Genomic DNA, 18,734 nt, shown 5'->3' on the forward strand with positions numbered 1-18,734 from the left:
AACAGGGAGATCAGAAGGTCTCCCGTTTTCCATATCAGAAAAAAGACAGGAGGCAGTTATGAAGAAAAAAGTAATCGCAGCCGGACATATATGTCTGGATATTACACCGGTATTCCCTGATAAAAAGGTATCCCGGCTGAGCGAGATTCTTTCTCCGGGAAGACTGATACAAATGGGGGAGGCGGATGTGCACACAGGCGGGGCCGTAGCCAATACCGGACTGGCAATGAAAATTCTCGGAGCAGACGTTACTTTAATGGGAAAAATCGGAACGGATGCATTTGGTGAGATGGTCTGTAATATTCTGAGGCAGCATGATGCAGAAAAAGGGATGATTTTATCGGATCAGGAATCTACATCCTACTCTGTCATTCTGGCGGTTCCGGGGATTGACCGCATCTTTCTGCATAATCCAGGGGCAAACCATTCGTTCCGGGCATCGGATATTCCACAGAAAGCTCTGGAAGAAGCGGCATTGTTTCACTTCGGATATCCTCCATTGATGAAATCCATGTATGAACATGACGGAGAGGAACTGGTGGAAATCATGAAGCGGGCAAAGGCTGCAGGTGCAGCAACTTCCCTTGATATGGCGGCCGTAGACCCGGATGCAGAAGCAGGCTCGGCTGACTGGGAGAAGATTCTGGAGCGGGTTATGCCTTATGTGGACTTTTTTGTGCCCAGTGTGGAAGAACTCTGCTATATGCTGGATAAGAAGCGATATACAGAGTGGCAGGAGCGGGCCGGAGGAAGGGATATTACGGAAATGCTGAATATTGAGAAGGATATCATGCCCCTTGGAAAGCAATGTATGGAATTTGGCGCAAAGGTCCTTCTGATTAAATGCGGCGCACCCGGAATGTATTACAAAACAGCAGACAGGCGGACTCTGATGAATATAGGAAGCCGGGCCGGACTGGATCCAAACAACTGGGCTGGCAGGGAGGGATTCGAGGAGAGCTACGTTCCAGAGCGTGTTCTTTCCGGGACCGGCGCAGGAGATACGAGCATTGCGGCGTTTCTGACTGCCATGCTGGAAGGCTACCCACTGGAGAAGACCCTGCAGTTTTCCGCGGCGACCGGTGCATCCTGCGTGGCGGCTTATGATGCACTGAGCGGGCTGAAGTCTTTTGAAGAATTGGAAAAGAAAATAAATGCGGGCTGGTGTAAAAGTGCATGATAGATTATTAAAATATAAGGAGGCAGAATATGTTAGTAAACTTGAATGAAGTATTGATTCCCGCGAAGAGGAATCATTATGCAGTAGGATTATTTAATGCGGTAAATCTGGAGCTGGCAAGAGGAATTATCAGTGCGGCAGAAAGCATAGGTTCCCCTGTAATCATGGGCACGGCCGAGGTGCTGTTCCCTTACGGGCCACTGGAGGAGGTGTCGTATTACCTGATTCCGATGGCAAAGAAGGCGAATGTGCCGGTTGTGATCCATTTGGACCACGGTCTGAATAAGGAAACCTGCCTGAAAGCACTGGAACTAGGCTTTTCATCCATCATGTACGACTGCTCTACAGATTCCTATGAAGAGAATGTAAGGAAAGTTAGAGAAATGGCCGATATCGCCCACTCCTATGGCGCCACAATCGAGGGTGAACTCGGACATGTGGGGAATAATGAAGGATCTCCGGAGGAAAGTTCACATATGACGGACCCAAAGCAGTTTTATACAGAGCCGAACATGGCAAAAGATTATGTAGAGAAGACCAAAGTAGATGCATTGGCGATTGCGGTGGGGAACGCACACGGGGCATACAAACTGCCGCCGAAATTAGATTTTGAACGAATCCGGACCATTGCAAAGACTGTGGATGTTCCACTGGTACTGCATGGAGGATCCGGACTGACGGATTCTGATTTTAGGCAGGCTATTTCAGAAGGAATCCGCAAGGTAAATATTTTTACGGATATAAATATAGCTGCGGTTGAGGCGGAGTTTAAAAAGTTCACAAGTATGAACAAGGGAATTATCGATTTAATACCCGCAGCTGTGGAAGCGGTAAAGCAGGAAACAATGAAAAAGATGAAGCTGTTCGGAAGTGATAAAAAAGCGGGAGATACATACTTCGGCGGGAAAGCGGATGTGGAACGTCTGGTAAAACTGGTTGCTGAAGAAGTAAAGAGAAGTCTGATATAACCAGCGGGAACAGTACGACCAGTTCGCCATTCAGGACCGGGATATCTGAACTAATAACACCTTGTCAAGCAGTTACAACCTGTTTGTCATAACCGTCATCTTTTCTTATACTGAAATCAGACACATGGAAACAAAGATTTCAGAAAGGTGGAGATGAGGTATACATGCTGCAGAAACAGGATTTACAGGCAATTGCAAGATTAATTGATGAAAGGGCGGCGAAGACAGAAGACAAGTTCATAGGCCGTTTGGAAGAGACCGAAGAGTATTTTAACATCAGGCTCGAAGAAATGGAAACTAGATTTGACGCAAAATTCCAGAAGACGGAATAAGGTAGAAAATGACAAGACTACTCCATCCATGCTATAATAAACAATATGAAGTATCCACACATGAGGAGGCATTTTTGAGATGGAGAGTTTTCGGTTTTCTGACAAGGTAAATGATATACAGCCCGGCATTTTTTCCACTTTGAACCAGAAGAAGCAGGAACTGCTGGCACAGGGACGCACGGTCTATAATCTGTCTGTAGGCACGCCGGATTTTCAGCCCGCAGGACATATTATGCGGGCTATGCAGGAGGCATGTGGGAATCCGGATAATTATAAGTATGCACTGGATGATCTGCCGGAACTGGTCGAGGCCGTCCGGTACCGCTATCAAAAGCGGTTTCAGGTTGAACTGGAGAAAGATGAGATCATGTCTGTCTACGGTTCTCAGGAGGGGATGGCCCATATCGGCTTTGTTTTCTGCAACCCCGGAGACACGATTCTGGTACCGAATCCGGGATATCCGATCTTTGAGATGAGCGGTGTGATGGCCGGGGCACGGATTGAGACATACAAGATTGAGGAAAAGAACGGATATCTGCCGGATCTTAAGAATATACCGGAGGAGGTTCTGGAGAGGTCGAAGTATATGATTGTTTCCTATCCGCTGAATCCGGTTTGCGTCTGTGCGCCTGACGAATTTTATGAGGAGCTCATTTTATTTGCAAAGAAGAATCATATTATCATTCTGCATGACAATGCATACTCGGATATCATTTTTACAAGAACACAGGGAAGGTCCTTTTTATCTTTTGATGGGGCAAGAGAGGTTGGCGTGGAATTCTATTCTCTTTCCAAATCCTATAACCTGACAGGGGCAAGAATATCTTTTGTTGTTGGTAACAGAGAGATCGTCAGCAGGTTTAAGGCACTGCGGTCACAGATCGATTATGGTATCTTTCTGCCGGTACAGTATGCTGCCATCGCGGCACTTACGGGGCCGGACGACTTTATCGAGACGCAGAGGCAGGAGTATGCGGCGAGGAATAAGGCTCTTTGCGGCGGCTTAAGGCAGATCGGATGGAATGTCCCGGACAGTCAGGGGACGATGTTTGTGTGGGCAAAAATCCCGGAAGGATATGAGACATCGCTTTCTTTTTGTATGGAGCTTATGGATAAGACCGGACTGATTGTCACGCCGGGAAGTGCATTCGGGAGTGAAGGAGAAGGATATGTGCGGATGGCACTTGTCATAAATAAAGAGAAGATAGCAGAGCTGCTGCGGGTGTTAAAAGAATCAGATATATTTCAGAAGGACAGGCTGTAGTATGGAGAAAAAGAGATTTCATATAAAACGAAAGCCCATTTCCTTCATAAATGTATTTCTTCTTTCCACAGTCTGTCTGGCACTGACATCCTGTAGCCGGCAGGAGAATAACCCGCCTACGGAACTGACCTTTATTCATGGCTGGGGCGGTGCCGTAAAGACACATGTACTGATGCAGGAGATTTACGATGAGTTTGCTGAAGAGAATCCGGACATTGTTTTAAACAGCCAGCCGTCTTCAGACAGCACAATTGCGGTAGAAAAAGCAAATGATATGCTGGCACTCGATGAAATGCCGAATATCGTAAGCACGAACGGCCAGTCTTATTATGTATCAAATGTGGTGAAGCAGGGGAAGGCTCTTAATCTTGCCCCCTATATCGAAGAGGACCCTGAGCTGAAAGCAAGTATCCATCCTTCCGTACTGGAGGTATGGACGAATGAGGACGGCAGTATCTACACGCTGCCTGATGCCCTTGAGGTCATGGGTTACTGGTATAACAAGCAGTACTTTACAGAGGCCGGAATCGTGGATGAACGCGGGGAGGCAGCCCCGCCGGTAACATGGGATGAATTTTATGAGGCGTGTGAGAAGCTGGAGCAGTGGAACCAGAAAACAGGAACCCTGAAAGGTGTCTATGCTTTGGAAAATGTCCAGGTGGCGGAAAATCTGTTTTTAGCACGCCTTGCAGGAGAGAGTGAGGAAGGGTACCAGATGGCGGGAGGGGTCCCTGATACATTTGATCACGATGCATTCCGCAATACGGTAAAGGATTTTTCAAACCTGTACAGATACTCCAGTGATACAGACAGCATCGATAATGCAAGGCAGTACTTTATAGAGGGGAAGACCGCCATGTATTTTAATGGTGTCTGGGAGAGCGAGATATTTCAGGATTCAAAGAACCGGGAGGATATCGCTTGTGCGGATTATCCGACACGCTCAGGAGAGAGCCTGTCCTATATTTCCCCGTCTTCCGGATATGTGGTTTATGACAGTCCCGATAAAAAGCAGAATGAAGCTTCGGTCAGGTTCCTGAAATATATGCTGGGAATCGGTGTGCAGACCCGTCTGGCATTGGAGACCGGACAGGCCCCCTCGAATCCAGATGTAGATAATCAGGTAATTGCAAAGGGGTATCCCATGCTTGGCAATGCACTAAAGACTGCACACGACGCCCAGATTCAGATTAAGACGATCAGCTCTGTTTGGTCCAACAGCCACCTCAACCTGATTGCTGGACACTTAAAAGCTGCCTCTGGAAATGAGGATGAACTGAATGACCTGATCTTACAGTTAGACAGCCTTCAAAAAGGCAACGAAAAGGAAATAAACAGCAGTTATTAAGAAAAAGATGCACTTTTTTTACCGGATGAAAGCTTTAGAAGTGGAATCCGTAAAAAAAGTGCATCTTTTTTTATGCTCTTCTGCATTTTAGTTGAAAAAGTGCAGGAAACCAAGCGCTTTGTTTATTCTTTTGGCTTGCGTGTACTGGTATTATGAAGACATCAATGACAGTCACGAAAAAGGAGGAAAAAGTTTATGAAGAGAAAGGTATTGAGTATTCTGCTCTGCACAGCAATGACAGCTGCCCTGTTTACCGGATGCGGAAAGGGGGATTCATCCTCAGATTCAGCTAAGGACTCAGCGGACAAGGGATCAGAACTGCCGACTATCACGTTCACACATGGTTATTATCACGATGAATCCGAATGGGCGGCAGCGGGAGAGATGAGAAAAATTTACGAGGAATTTGCAGAAATGCACAAGGATGAATTTAACTTTGTGATAAAAGCTGATGAATCCGGGGCAGAAGGAATCTATAATACAGCTTTGAACGATTTAAGTGCGGGCGAATTCTATGACATTGTTGATTTTGGCGGCTGGGACATTACGCTGGTGGCTTCGTCAGCAGATGCGATTCTTGATCTGAAGCCTTATCTGGATGATGATGCAGACTTTAAGGCAGGAGCCGGGGTCTGTTATGACCAGAACCTGACAGAAGATGGAAAGATCTATTCCGTAAGGGAACAGATCGAAGGAGTCGGTTTCTGGTATAATGAAGCCTTATTCAAGGAAGCCGGCGCGGTGGTCCCGGGCGACTGGAAGACATGGGACGATTTCAATGCGGCAGTTGATAAACTGGTGGCAGCAGAAATCACCCCGTTTGGTTTAAACGCAGGCTGGCCGACGAACATTCTTTTGGCTGCTTACAATCAAAGGAGTGCAGATTCCAGAGAGTTTTATGAAGGCGGCAGGACAGTGGAAAGCTTTGATCAGGCATCCTTTAAAGATTCCCTCACATTTATCCAGGAAAAAGCATTACAGAAGATTGATGCTGCAAACTTTGGTCCCGGAGGAGATGACGATGAAGCGTACCGCTCCGATTTCTTTGCGGGCAAAACAGCGATGCTGTTTAATGGCGTATGGGATGCAGGCGGGACCATCGATTGTGAGGCCGGAGCAGAAAATATCAGGCCGGCAGTTTTCCCGACAGATGAATCAGGTAAGACAGCGGCACTCTTATCAGGCGGATGCGGTTATGTAGTTTCTTCAAAGCTTGATGAAAAGCAGACCGAAGCGGCAATTGAATTTATTAAATATATGACGAGTCCTGAGATTGCTTCAAGAATCATTGAAAAAGGAATTGGAATGGCTCCGGGCACAAAGGTAGATTACGATGCACTTGCAGAAAAGGTAGAAACCGATGATGCAAAATTATTGGTTGAAGCATGCAGGCTCTGCCAGAATGCAGATTACAAGGCACTGGGACTGGGAAATACATTCGGAGATGCGGAAGGAGAAATCCAGTCCAAATATGCAGGACTGAAAGATGGTTCCAAGACAGCAGATGATGTGGTCAAGGATCTGGATGACTTTTTAGCGGCAGCAGAGTAGGAAAAAAGAGAATATAAACAGAGGGGACGATCTTGGATGGTCCCCTTTTTAAAAGAGGAGGGCGGATCATGAATGCATCAGATACATACCGTACAAAGAAAAAAATCTTCTCAAAGAAAAATGGGTTCATCCTGGCTTTTCTGCTTCCGGGGATTATATTATTCTGTGCAATTTATGCATATCCACTGATTGAGATTTTTGTCACATCATTTACAAAGTGGAATTATAAGAACTTCCTGCATCCGGAATTTCTAGGATGGGGGCATTTGTTTGACAATTATATTAAGCTGTTCACGATAGACAGAAACTTTCAGGTAGCACTGGTCAACTCAATTAAATGGGTGGTCCTGACGATGGCGGTCCAGATCCCATTCACAGTTCTGGTGGCTCTTGTACTCTCGGGAAAACCAAGAGGATGGAAGTTCACAAGGAATGCATTCATCATTCCGAATATTATATCCACAGCAGCAATTGGTTTGATCTTTTTAAATATTTACAGCCCGTCACGCGGCATAATCACGGAGATCTGTAACTGGTTTTCGCCCGGTTCCAATGTCAGTGTGCTGGCGAATGAAACCTATGCATTCTGGGGTGTCACGTTTGCGTTTATTTTATTCGGGGGTTCTTCCTGCCTGCTTTTGATCACGCAGATATTCTCCATAGATTCCAGCATCTATGAAGCAGCCAAAGTAGACGGTGCCAGCACGCTCCAGACAAATCTGAAGATTACACTGCCCCTGATGCGGCCGATGATCGGGACGGTTTCGGTCATGGCAGCCAATTATGGCCTGCTGCTTTACAACGAAATTGCATTGATTACACAGGGCGGGCCCGATAATGCTACATATAGTCTGAGCTATTATATTTATAAGACCGCGCTGGGAAGTACAAAGCTGAACTTTGCCAGAGGCAATACGGCAGGTGTTATACAGTTCCTGCTGGGGCTTTTGCTTGTCGGGATGATTAATAAAGCATTCCGGACAAATCAGTCGGAATAGGAGGAGAGTCTATATGAAAAAGACAGGAACCAGTAAGAAAAAACTTCCATCCCGGATTGGTCAGTATTTCGTGATGATATTTGTTCTGTTTATATCAGTATATCCGATTCTGTGGGTATTTCTTTCTTCCTTCAAGAAAAATCCGGGAGGACTCTCACTCCCTTCGGAATGGGTGTTTGACGGATATATCACGATATTTACGAAGCTGCACATACAGACTTATTTTTTTAACAGCTTTGTCGTAACAATCATATCCACATTTATCAGTGTTCTGATCGTTGCAATGTCCGCATATGTATCGGCCAGAATCGAGTTCAGGCTGAAGGGCATTGTGACTCTGATGTTTACCACAACCCTGTTCATCCCGTCAATCTCCATCAGTTTCCCGATCTATCAGTTCCTTGGGAAACTCGGACTGAAGGATACAAAAACGGGGCTGATCTTCATCTATTCGGGACTCGGGATCGCGGTCACTTATTTCATTCTCCGCAGCTATTTCCTGAGCATCCCAAAGGAGATGGAAGAGGCTGCTAAGATGGATGGGTGCGGATATGCGGGCACATTTTTCAGGATTATCGTCCCGATTGCAAAGCCCGGCATATCCACAGCGGCAATCATGGCATTTTTAAATAACTGGAATGAATTTTATTTTGCATCGATTCTGCTGAAGAGCAAGGAGAATATGACACTTCCGGCGCTGCTCGGGCAGTTTACGACGGCGTACTCTAAAAATCTGAACGGTATGTTTTCTGCAATTATTGTGGCGGTCGTACCAACTATCATTATATTCTGCCTGCTTTCCGAGACCTTTGTAAAATCTCTGACAGCGGGGGCAGTGAAAGGCTAGGTCGAAATGGGAATTATGGAAGAAAGAGAAGAACGGACAAAATGGTTTATGCATGACAGGTTCGGGATGTTTATACACTGGGGCCTGTATGCGATACCCGGAAGGGGGGAATGGGTACAGAGCGATGAGGAAATACCACAGGATCAATATACCTGCTATTTTGATGAGTGGAATCCAAGCAGGTATGATGCGGCTGAGTGGGCGCGGCTCGCAAAGAGGGCCGGCATGAAATATGCAGTACTGACAACAAAGCACCATGAGGGATTCTGCCTGTGGGACAGCCGGCTTACAGATTTTAAATCTACGAATACGGCATGTGGAAGGGATCTTGTCAGAGAGTTTGTCGATGCATTCCGGGCAGAAGGGCTTAAAATAGGTTTTTATTATTCCCTTCTGGACTGGCACCATCCGGATTATCCGGCCTATGGTGACATGTACCATCCCGACAGGAACCACCTGCAGTATAAAGGAAAATCCCATGACTTCAGTAAATATCTGGACTACATGCACGGCCAGGTCAGGGAACTTCTGACGATGTATGGGAAGATCGACCTGCTCTGGTTTGATTTTTCCTATGAAGGGCACAAAGGGAGTGACTGGAGAGGGGAGGAACTTCTGCACATGGTGCGCTCCCTGCAGCCGGAAATTATTGTAAACGGCAGGCTGGAGGCGAATGGGGAGGATTATGGGTCTGTCATGAGTGATGAACCGGACCTCTATTCGGGAGATTTTGCATGTCCCGAGATGATTATCCCGCCCTGTGGACTGCGTACCCCTTCGGGCAGGGTAATCCCCTGGGAGGCCTGTTTTACACTGAATAATAACTGGGGGTATGCGCCGAATGATAAGCATTATAAGTCGGCTTCCCAGATCATTAAGAAACTGGTAGAATGCACGAGCAAGAACGGAAATATGATTGTAAATGTCTCGCCAAATGCAAAAGGCGAGATTCCGGAAAAACAGGCCGGGATACTGGAACAGGTCGGTGCATGGATGGAAAAAAATGCAGAAAGCATCTACGGTTGCGGTATGTCTGCCTTCGAAAAACCGGAGTGGGGACGTTATACCCAGAATGGGAACAGACTTTATGCCCACATAACGGAAGAGAGTATCGGGGCAGTCGCCCTTCCGGGAGTCAAGGGGAAGGTGAAACGTGCGAGGAGGCTCTCTGACGGTTTTGAAATGCTTATGCTGACCCCTTGGGTGGCAAAAGAGTTCCCGGATTGTGAATTTATGAACTACAGTACCCCGGAATGCTTTTCATTTACAGTGGATGAAAAGACGGACGAGGTCATCGAACTTATATTAAAGGAGTAAATACGGAATATGAAAAAAATTACATTTATCGGTGCAGGAAGCTTTGACTTCACACGAGAGCTTGTTCGGGACATTCTGACCTATGAGGCCTTCGCGGATGCTCATCTCTGCCTGATGGATATCAGCGTGGAACGGCTTTCCTATATTGAGAAAGCATGCAGGAAAATCAAGGCGGCAGGTAATTATCCGGCTGTAATTGAGGCGACAACGGACAGGAAAAAGGCGCTGGAGGGTGCTGACGGGGTGATCATAACAGTGCTGACGGCGGGACCGGACATTTTCAGGACAGATATCGAGATCCCCGGGAAATATGGCGTGGATATCTGCGTCGGGGACACTAGAGGACCGGCGGGCATTTTCCGGTTCCTGCGCAGCGCCCCGGTCCTGCTCGATATCTGCCGTGATATCGAGGCTGTCTGCCCGGATGCCTATGTACTTAATTATACGAACCCAATGGCCCTGAACTGCCGGTACCTTCAGGAAATGACTAATTTAAAGATTACCGGCCTGTGCCACAGTGTCCAGCATACGGCAGCGATGCTGGCCGGCTGGATCGGGGCTGACATGCAGGACATCGAATACCTGTGTGCAGGTATTAACCACATGGCGTTCTATCTGGAATATAAATGGAAGGGAGAGGATGCGTACCCACTGATCAGACAGGAGATGGAACGAAAAGAAGTCTGGGAGGAAGAACTGGTACGCAACGAGCTGTTCCGGCATCTGGATTACTATCCGACGGAAAGTTCCGGACACAACTCAGAATACTACCCCTGGTTCAGGAAGCGTCCGGATTTGATTGAGAAATACTGTACCCATTCCACAGGCTGGAATCCGGGGGAGCATGCCTACATCCTGAAGGAATACTTCCGCAGGCAGGATGAATGGAGGCAGGATATCGAAAAATGGCTGGATGGAGCCGAGCCTGACCTGAAGCGGGGACAGGAGTATGCGGCATGTATCTTCAACGCACTTTTCGGTGACGGGACGCCGTTCGAATTTAATGGGAATATAAGAAATGAAGGCTATCTTGAAAATCTGCCGCAGGGATGCTGCGTAGAAGTGCCGGTGACGGCAGACCCAAACGGGCTTCAAGTGCATCCGGTTGGAAAATTGCCTGACCAGCTTGCGGTTATGGTTAATACTGCCGCCAGATGTGAAGAACTGGCAGTAAAGGGCTGTATTGAGAGAGACCGGCGTGCCATCTTCCACAGTATCCTGTTCGATCCACTGACGGCGGCTGTACTGAGTATGGAAGAAATCCAGCGTATGACAGACGAAATGTTCGAGGCAAACCGGGAATATCTCCCCCAGTTCCCGAAAGCATAGCATTTTATGGTATCATAGTATAAAATGACTTCTTAAGGGGCGGAACAATATGGAAGATAACAAGGGAAAGAAGAGGTATTCTCTTCGCAGGAAAATGATACAGTACAATCTGACGGTCACACTCATCTCACTCATTTTGTGCGGTGTCATTTTCGTCGCATCTGTCAGCATCATCGTAGGAGATTACATCCATTCTGACATTAATTTCTTCCTGTCGGCCATATCAGAAACGATGGAGTCAAAGCTGAGTTACTGCGGGGATACAATCACAAGGCTGCGCGGTTCAACACTTCTGATGGATTATCTTGAAAACACAGGAGAAAGCAGAACTGAAGAGGATGAAGAGTATGTAAGGCAGATCAGGGCCGAATTTGACAAACAGGTTTCCATCAGCTCTCAGTCCAGTCTCGGGGCCGGTGTTCCACCGCTGATCAGGCAGGTATATCTCTTTGATCAGGAGGGACAGCATCTAAGCAGCAGCTATTATGCGATGATGTATGCAGAAATTGCCGGAAGTGACAAGACGTTTGAAGGGATATACAGGCAGTATCTGCAGGATATCAGGAAAGGGAACCATTACGGCTATTACCCGGAGGGGGAGGACAGTATTTTCCTTGCATTTCCCGTTTATGATGATGGGATGGAGCGGCAGGGAAGCATCCTGTTTCAGTTGGACCAGTCGGCAATTGAATATATTATGCAGGATATGGGCAAGTATGAAAATTCCTTCTGGGCGTTTTTTGATACGGAAGGAAACTATGTCTATGGTAAGGACGCGGATGCCATTTTAAAGGAAAAGGAGACTATTTTATATACCTTCAAAACAGAACCATATAAAGCAAAGGCTGGCGGCAGTTCATACCGCATCTTCAAAAAAGAACTGGGACTAAACCTGCAGGTCGTTTTAGGGATACCGGAAAATCAGTCTTTGATTCTGATGTATAATTCTGTCAAAGTATATGTCATAGTGATTGCACTGATTACAGGGGCGGCTTGTCTGATCTTCGTTTATATGATTTACCGGATGACAAGGCCGCTTAAAGAAGTGACAGATAAGCTTCTTGAAGTAAAGGAAGGAAAGTTTGAGGCAAAACTGCCAGACTATGGAAGTGAAGAGTTCCATGAGATCAGCCAGGTATTCAATGATATGACGGCATATATTGACCATCTGGTGAAACAGGTATATGAGAAACAGCTTTCAATCAAGGATATGGAAATGAAATTCCTGCAGACGCAGATGAATCCCCATTTCATGTTTAATGTACTGAATACCATTGCACTGCAGGCGCAGATGGACGGTAACACGGATGTATATAAGATGATCAGTTCCTTCAGCCAGCTGATTCAGGCAAAAATCTACAGGAACAGTTCTGAAAAAGTCCAGATCCGGCAGGAACTGGAATACGTCAATTATTACCTGTATCTGCAGAGCTACCGGTATGGAGACCGGCTGGAGTATGAAATAAAGGTAGAAGATCCCACACTGGCCGAACTGTACATCCCGAAGCTCTGCATCCAGCTCATCGTTGAGAATGCGGTAGTGCATGGGATCGAGCCGAAAACAGAAAACGGGAAAGTAGAGGTACATATATATGCAGAAGATGAATCGCTGTATATCGATACAACAGATAATGGAATCGGATTTGAAAGCGAGGGAATTATCCCCCTTCCCATTTCCCAGGAAGGTGAAAGTAAAAGCCATAACCATGTGGGGCTGAACAATGCCCACCACATCATAAGACTCATGTATGGAGAGGAATACGGAATCAAAATTTACTCGAAACCGGGAGAGGGCACGAGGGTAAGCATCTGCATTCCTTTCGATGACGGTCAGGACAGGAGGGAGTCACCATGTACAGAGTAATGCTGGCGGACGATGAACCAATTATGCGGAAAGCACTGCAGTCACTGATAAAATGGGAAGATCTGGACTGCCAGGTCGTGTATACGGCAGCGAATGGAAATGATGTTATGGAGCATCTTGGGGAGATGGCTCCCGATATTCTCGTAACGGATATTCAGATGCCGGGAAAAGACGGAATAGCTCTGGCAGAATACATATGGGAGAATAAGCTCCCGGTCAAAGTCATCATACTGACTGCATTCGCCGATTTTTCGTATGCACAGTCGGCCATTAAATATAATGTAGTTGAATATGTAACAAAGACCGGTGCATTTGAAGGGCTGATTCAGGCAGTAGAAAACTGCAAGGCTCTGTTAAAGGAAGCCAGGTCGGCAGAAGACCCTGAGGCCAGAAAGGCAAAGGAGGAGAATTTTTTCAAAGGTGTCTTTGACGGAAGTATCTATGAGGATATCCCGAAAAGGTCCCGGGCGCTGGGATTGGAGCTTGATACCTACAGAGTTCTGTTATTTCAGTTTTTGTTGGAAAAAGGGCTGGACCAGAAAAGGAGCCTGCGGATTCAGGACGGACTTTGTAACTTTTTCGCGATGGCCTTTGGAAAAGACCTGATTCAGGGTGTATTTTTAAGAAAAGACCTGTATTGTGCAGTCGTCCGGTGCACAGGGGCACACACGGAAGAATGGCTGAAGATCACTTGTGCAGAAATCATGGATATGACGGATAATTTTATGGAGCTGTATTCTTATATCGGGACCAGCGGGCTCCAAACCGAGATTGAGATGCTGCCAGAAGCTTATGCGCAGGCGTCAGCGGCACTTAAGCACAGTGCCTGTGAGGACAGCGAAAAAATGGTATTCTATACGGATAAGCTGGACGAAAAGGCAATGGATGCGGTCAATCCGGATACCAGACAGGCTCTTGTTAAGGCATGTCTAAGCTATATAGAGGAACATTATCAGGAAGGGATTACTGTTTCGGATATTGCGAGGGCAGTGGGCACAAGCGCCAGCTATTTAAGCCGGGTATTCAAGGAGATTACCGGGGCCACAGTCATACAGAGTATGAACCAGAAGAGGCTTGGGAAGGCAAAAAACTATCTGGATACAACAGACATGAAAATTTATGAAATCGCCGATGCGCTCGGATTTGAAAACATTACCTATTTTTCAAGATTTTTTAAAAAATATACTGGAATGTCACCAAAAGAATATAAAGAATGTCACTAGGAGGAACAGACATGTATTTAACAGAACAGGAAATTATGACACAGCATATTGCCTTAGAAAAGACTTATGCCTATCTCAGCGGAATGCAGGAAAAAATCCGTGGATTCTTCAGCACGGCAAATCATAGGAAATTCGTATTCCTTGGCAGCGGTTCCAGCTACATGCTGGCTAAATCGGGACAGCGTATGTTTGCGGCATGCCCGGATACTGCGGCAGCTGCCATATCTGGAGGGGATTATCTGATCAATTCCGTATATTATGGAGAAACGATAAAAGACAGCATCATCATCACACTTTCCCGCTCAGGGCAGACGAGTGAGATTGTAAGAGATGTGAAACATATAAAAGAATATTATGGCAATCCGGTCATTTCCATATCCATGAAAGACAACAATGATATCATGCCCTATTCTGATTTCAATCTGACTCTGGACTGGTGTTATGACAAAAGTGTATGCCAGACCCGTACAGTAACCAATCTCTATTTATCCCTGCTCATGCTGGCAGCCATATACAGCGGGGATGATGATCTGGTGGCCTCAGGCAGGGCGGCGTCAGAACAGAATCAGGCATTTCGTGAGGCTTACCGGCCTGCTTTGAAATCCATAGCTGAAAAGAACTGGGACAATGCAGTGATTCTGGCAGACAGTGCACTCAACGGCATTGCGGAGGAGGGGGCTCTGGCTTTCACAGAGATATCCATGCTGCCGGGCAGGCAGTTTAACCTGTTGGATTACCGTCATGGCCCGATCGTGCTCAGCGATGAAAAGACACTGACCATTGCAGTCCTGAACCCGGGGGCGGAGAGGCTGCAGTCTGCGATGGTGGAAGATCTGAAAAGCCATAATGGCATTCTTATTACGGTATCTGCTGAAACAGAAAACCAATATGGGGCTGACGCACATATCTGTGTGGACGGGACAGGCAGGTTCGAAGCATGGGGGATCCCGCTCATTGGTATGATACAGATGCTGGCATATGAAAAATCACTGCTGCTTGGAAGAAACCCGGACGCCCCGGCCGGGCTGGATGCGTTTATTACCCTTTGATTTGCGGCCAGGTGAAGGATCTTGCTGAATTACTTCGGAGGTGCTATACTGTCAAAAGATAATACGAAAGAATGAGAGGGTAATAAGATGGAATACAGTGAAGTAATCAAGAATGCAAGAACATGTATCGGACCATACTGCAAGGCGTGTAATGTCTGTAACGGCGCTGTCTGTAAGAATACGATGCCCGGACCCGGCGCAAAAGGTGCCGGCGACCTGGCTGTCAGGAACTATACAAAGTGGCAGGAAGTACGCATCAACATGGATACGATCTGTGAGCAGAAGCCGGTTAATACAGAAATTACACTTTTCGGTAAAAAATTCAGCAGCCCGTTCTTTGCGGGACCAGTCGGAGCCGTAAAGTTACATTATGGTGACAAATATACAGACCAGGAGTATAATGACATTCTTGTGTCTTCCTGTGCACAGAATGGTATTGCAGCCTTCACAGGGGATGGCAAAAACTATCAGGTTATGATTGAAGCCACAAAGGCGATCAGCAATTTTGACGGAATGGGCATTCCGACAGTGAAACCCTGGGATCTTGGAACAATCAGGGAAAAGATGGAGCTGGTAAAGAAATCAGGGGCTTTTGCAGTGGCAATGGATATTGATGCGGCAGGCCTCCCGTTTCTGCAGAATCTGAACCCTCCGGCAGGCAGCAAGTCTGTGGAAGAATTAAAAGAGATCGTAAAAATGGCGGAGATTCCGTTTATTTTAAAAGGAATTATGACTCCGAAGGGCGCCCTGAAAGCAAAAGAAGCCGGAGTACAGGGGATTGTCGTATCGAATCACGGCGGACGCGTTCTGGACCAGTGCCCGTCTACGGCTGAAGTTCTTCCATCTATCGTCAAAGCAGTGGGCAGCGATATGAAGGTTTTCGTTGACGGAGGCATCCGTACGGGAACCGATGTCTTCAAGGCACTGGCACTTGGAGCAGATGCGGTACTGATTGCACGTCCGTTTGTGACAGCTGTTTACGGCGGCCAGGAAGAAGGCGTTGCAGCATATGTACAGAAGATTCAGGCAGAACTGAAAGACACAATGGCGATGTGCGGGGCGTTTTCACTGGATGAGATACAGAAGGATATGATCTGGAAATAAGGGGGAATGGGCCTGATGGTGCGCCAACCCTGCAAAGCATAAAATGACACAAAATGTCACCCTATTTTTTCGCCAAAATTTCGCCTCATTCCTTCTTCCTTTTTTGTGAAAGATTTTGTATTGACTCTTCATGTAAAGTGGTGGTACTATTTACAGTATTGATACATGATATAGTTTGTTGTGGGATAAATACATACTAAATATAGAATACGATCACATTTGAAGGGAGAAATTACTGTATGATGCACGTGGTAAAAAAAGATGGGACAAAAGAGGATTTCAATGTACAGAAAGTGGTAGTGGCGGTGAATAAGTCCGCCTACCGTGCTTTGATAAAGTTTACGGATGAGGAGCTGGACTATATCTGCCAGTTCGTGGAAGATAAAGTGGGCTCTATGCATATCAATGATATCCCAATCGCTGAAATGCACAATGTCGTGGAGGGCGCCCTCGAGAAGGTGAACCCGATCGTCGCAAAAAGTTATCGGGACTACAGGAACTATAAGCAGGACTTCGTCCAGATGCTCGATGAAGTATATAAGAAGAGCCAGTCCATCATGTACATCGGGGACAAGGAAAACAGCAATACCGACAGTGCCCTTGTGTCCACGAAGCGAAGTCTGATTTTTAATGAACTCAACAAAGAATTATATAAGAAATTTTTCCTGACAGTGGAGGAGATTCAGGCAATCCGCGAAGGCTACATCTATATTCATGACATGTCAGCAAGAAGGGATACGATGAACTGCTGTCTGTTCGATGTAAAGAGCGTTCTGAACGGCGGCTTCGAGATGGGGAACCTCTGGTATAACGAACCGAAGACGCTGGATACTGCGTTTGATGTAATTGGTGATATAGTGCTGAGTGCGGCAAGCCAGCAGTATGGCGGGTTCACGGTTCCGAGTGTGGATGAGATTCTGGAACCTTATGCAGAAAAGTCCCACAAGAATCTGATAGAAAAATACAGGGGCTTAGGACTTCCTGAGGAAACGGTACAAAAGGTTGCATGGTCGGATCTGGAAAAAGAGATGGAGCAGGGCTTCCAGGGATGGGAGTATAAGTTCAACTCCGTATCTTCCAGCCGTGGCGACTATCCGTTTATCACAGTTTCTGCCGGAACACGTACAAGCATTTACGGCAAGCTTGCTACAATCAAGATGCTGGAAGTACGCAGGAAAGGACAGGGCAGGGAAGGCCATAAGAAGCCGGTCCTGTTCCCGAAGATTGTTTTCTTATATGATGAAAACCTGCACGGACCGGGCAAGCCGCTCGAGGACGTATTTGAAGCAGGAGTAGAATGCTCCAGAAAAACGATGTATCCTGACTGGCTCAGCCTGACAGGGGAGGGATATGTACCAAGTATTTACAAGAAATATGGCAAAATCATAAGCCCGATGGGATGCCGTGCATTCCTTTCACCGTGGTATGAGAGGGGCGGTATGGAGCCGGCAGACGAAAAGGACACACCTGTCTTCGTGGGACGATTTAATATCGGTGCAATCAGCCTGCACCTTCCAATGATCTATGCGAAGGCACAGCAGGAGAGCAGGCCGTTCCATGACGTGCTGGACTACTACATGAATCTGATCAGGAGGCTTCATCAGAGAACCTATGACTATCTCGGGGAGATGAAGGCATCCACAAATCCGCTTGCATACTGTGAAGGCGGATTCTATGGCGGCCATCTCGGCTTATATGATAAGATTAAGCCACTGCTGAAGTCTGCAACCGCTTCTTTCGGGATCACGGCACTGAATGAACTGCAGCAGCTTCATAACAAGAAGTCTCTGGCAGAAGACGGGGCTTTCGCAGTAGAGACTTTGAATTATATTAATGAAAAAGTGAATGAGTTTAAGAACGAGGACGGGCACCTGTATGCAATCTACGGAACGCCGGCAGAGAATCTGTGCGGCGTCCAGGTACAGCAGTTCCGGAAAAAGTACGGAATCATAGAGAATGTATCTGACAGAGAGTATGTCAGCAACAGTTTCCACTGCCATGTCAGCGAGGATATTACCCCGATCGAGAAACAGGATCTGGAAGGACGTTTCTGGAATCTGAGCAACGGTGGAAAGATCCAGTATGTAAAGTATCCGATCAGCTACAATACAGATGCCATAAAGTCCCTGGTCAGAAGGGCGATGGCAAAAGGATATTATGAGGGCGTGAACCTGTCACTGTCCTACTGTGACGACTGCGGACACGAGGAACTGGATATGGATGTCTGCCCGGTATGCAATAGCACGAACCTGACGAAGATAGACCGGATGAACGGCTATCTGTCTTATTCCAGAGTAAAAGGCGATACAAGACTCAACGATGCTAAAATGGCGGAAATTGCAGAAAGGAAAAGTATGTAA

Annotated in this window: 15 protein-coding genes; all 15 read left to right on the plus strand. The window is 46.7% G+C overall.

The genetic code is table 11. The features are described from left to right. Window positions 1-58: 58 nt before the first annotated feature. Window positions 59-1,180 carry a carbohydrate kinase family protein gene (locus ABIN22_RS20555; protein WP_346910866.1) on the plus strand — a complete coding sequence of 374 codons (1,122 nt, stop codon included), beginning with the start codon at window positions 59-61 and terminating at the stop codon, window positions 1,178-1,180. Window positions 1,181-1,209: 29 nt separating this feature from the next. Beyond that, a complete protein-coding gene (locus tag ABIN22_RS20560) occupies window positions 1,210-2,148 on the plus strand; it encodes a class II fructose-bisphosphate aldolase (RefSeq protein ID WP_346910868.1) in 939 nt (312 codons plus the stop codon). Between the two features lie 164 nt (window positions 2,149-2,312). Further along, window positions 2,313-2,480 (plus strand): hypothetical protein, encoded by a 168-nt coding sequence (locus ABIN22_RS20565; protein ID WP_181368615.1) that lies wholly within the window; start codon window positions 2,313-2,315, stop codon window positions 2,478-2,480. Between the two features lie 79 nt (window positions 2,481-2,559). Continuing rightward, window positions 2,560-3,744, plus strand: a complete 1,185-nt coding sequence (locus ABIN22_RS20570) for an aminotransferase class I/II-fold pyridoxal phosphate-dependent enzyme (RefSeq protein WP_346910870.1) — start codon at window positions 2,560-2,562, stop codon at window positions 3,742-3,744. A 1-nt stretch (window position 3,745) separates the two neighbouring features. Then, entirely contained in the window at window positions 3,746-5,092 is a 1,347-nt protein-coding gene (locus ABIN22_RS20575) for an ABC transporter substrate-binding protein (protein ID WP_346910872.1), read from the plus strand. 195 nt (window positions 5,093-5,287) lie between these two features. After that, the gene (locus tag ABIN22_RS20580) at window positions 5,288-6,643 is read left to right on the plus strand and encodes an ABC transporter substrate-binding protein (protein WP_346910874.1); all 1,356 of its coding nucleotides are present in this window, start codon (window positions 5,288-5,290) and stop codon (window positions 6,641-6,643) included. Window positions 6,644-6,711: 68 nt separating this feature from the next. Next, the gene (locus ABIN22_RS20585; protein ID WP_346910876.1) at window positions 6,712-7,641 is read left to right on the plus strand and encodes a carbohydrate ABC transporter permease; all 930 of its coding nucleotides are present in this window, start codon (window positions 6,712-6,714) and stop codon (window positions 7,639-7,641) included. 13 nt (window positions 7,642-7,654) lie between these two features. Beyond that, complete coding sequence (locus ABIN22_RS20590) at window positions 7,655-8,488, plus strand: carbohydrate ABC transporter permease (protein WP_109730486.1); 834 nt, start codon at window positions 7,655-7,657, stop codon at window positions 8,486-8,488. A gap of 12 nt (window positions 8,489-8,500) precedes the next feature. Then, complete coding sequence (locus ABIN22_RS20595; protein WP_416388292.1) at window positions 8,501-9,805, plus strand: alpha-L-fucosidase; 1,305 nt, start codon at window positions 8,501-8,503, stop codon at window positions 9,803-9,805. A gap of 9 nt (window positions 9,806-9,814) precedes the next feature. Then, window positions 9,815-11,134, plus strand: coding sequence for an alpha-galactosidase (gene melA, locus ABIN22_RS20600; RefSeq protein ID WP_346910879.1), 1,320 nt, complete (start codon window positions 9,815-9,817; stop codon window positions 11,132-11,134). A 49-nt stretch (window positions 11,135-11,183) separates the two neighbouring features. Continuing rightward, entirely contained in the window at window positions 11,184-12,998 is a 1,815-nt protein-coding gene (locus ABIN22_RS20605) for a sensor histidine kinase (protein ID WP_346910881.1), read from the plus strand. Continuing rightward, a complete protein-coding gene (locus tag ABIN22_RS20610; RefSeq protein WP_346910883.1) occupies window positions 12,986-14,221 on the plus strand; it encodes a response regulator in 1,236 nt (411 codons plus the stop codon). The genes ABIN22_RS20605 and ABIN22_RS20610 overlap by 13 nt, the downstream gene beginning before the upstream one ends. Window positions 14,222-14,232: 11 nt before the next feature. Then, window positions 14,233-15,270: an SIS domain-containing protein gene (locus ABIN22_RS20615; protein WP_346910885.1), complete on the plus strand. Its 1,038-nt coding sequence runs from the start codon at window positions 14,233-14,235 to the stop codon at window positions 15,268-15,270. An 87-nt stretch (window positions 15,271-15,357) separates the two neighbouring features. After that, on the plus strand, window positions 15,358-16,374 hold the full coding sequence (locus tag ABIN22_RS20620) for an alpha-hydroxy-acid oxidizing protein (protein WP_346910887.1): 1,017 nt from the start codon (window positions 15,358-15,360) through the stop codon (window positions 16,372-16,374). A gap of 239 nt (window positions 16,375-16,613) precedes the next feature. Next, on the plus strand, window positions 16,614-18,734 hold the full coding sequence (gene nrdD, locus ABIN22_RS20625) for an anaerobic ribonucleoside-triphosphate reductase (protein WP_109730479.1): 2,121 nt from the start codon (window positions 16,614-16,616) through the stop codon (window positions 18,732-18,734).

This window comes from Faecalicatena orotica, assembly GCF_905197545.1.
In the GTDB taxonomy this organism is placed as follows: Bacteria; Bacillota; Clostridia; order Lachnospirales; family Lachnospiraceae; genus Faecalicatena_A; species Faecalicatena_A orotica.

Bases quoted from the DNA above. Each gene is read 5' to 3' on its own strand.
- ABIN22_RS20555 (WP_346910866.1), top strand. From the start codon at position 59: ATGAAGAAAAAAGTAATCGCAGCCGGACATATATGTCTGGATATTACA.
- ABIN22_RS20560 (WP_346910868.1), top strand. From the start codon at position 1,210: ATGTTAGTAAACTTGAATGAAGTATTGATTCCCGCGAAGAGGAATCAT.
- ABIN22_RS20565 (WP_181368615.1), top strand. From the start codon at position 2,313: ATGCTGCAGAAACAGGATTTACAGGCAATTGCAAGATTAATTGATGAA.
- ABIN22_RS20570 (WP_346910870.1), top strand. From the start codon at position 2,560: ATGGAGAGTTTTCGGTTTTCTGACAAGGTAAATGATATACAGCCCGGC.
- ABIN22_RS20575 (WP_346910872.1), top strand. From the start codon at position 3,746: ATGGAGAAAAAGAGATTTCATATAAAACGAAAGCCCATTTCCTTCATA.
- ABIN22_RS20580 (WP_346910874.1), top strand. From the start codon at position 5,288: ATGAAGAGAAAGGTATTGAGTATTCTGCTCTGCACAGCAATGACAGCT.
- ABIN22_RS20585 (WP_346910876.1), top strand. From the start codon at position 6,712: ATGAATGCATCAGATACATACCGTACAAAGAAAAAAATCTTCTCAAAG.
- ABIN22_RS20590 (WP_109730486.1), top strand. From the start codon at position 7,655: ATGAAAAAGACAGGAACCAGTAAGAAAAAACTTCCATCCCGGATTGGT.
- melA (WP_346910879.1), top strand. From the start codon at position 9,815: ATGAAAAAAATTACATTTATCGGTGCAGGAAGCTTTGACTTCACACGA.
- ABIN22_RS20605 (WP_346910881.1), top strand. From the start codon at position 11,184: ATGGAAGATAACAAGGGAAAGAAGAGGTATTCTCTTCGCAGGAAAATG.
- ABIN22_RS20610 (WP_346910883.1), top strand. From the start codon at position 12,986: ATGTACAGAGTAATGCTGGCGGACGATGAACCAATTATGCGGAAAGCA.
- ABIN22_RS20615 (WP_346910885.1), top strand. From the start codon at position 14,233: ATGTATTTAACAGAACAGGAAATTATGACACAGCATATTGCCTTAGAA.
- ABIN22_RS20620 (WP_346910887.1), top strand. From the start codon at position 15,358: ATGGAATACAGTGAAGTAATCAAGAATGCAAGAACATGTATCGGACCA.
- nrdD (WP_109730479.1), top strand. From the start codon at position 16,614: ATGATGCACGTGGTAAAAAAAGATGGGACAAAAGAGGATTTCAATGTA.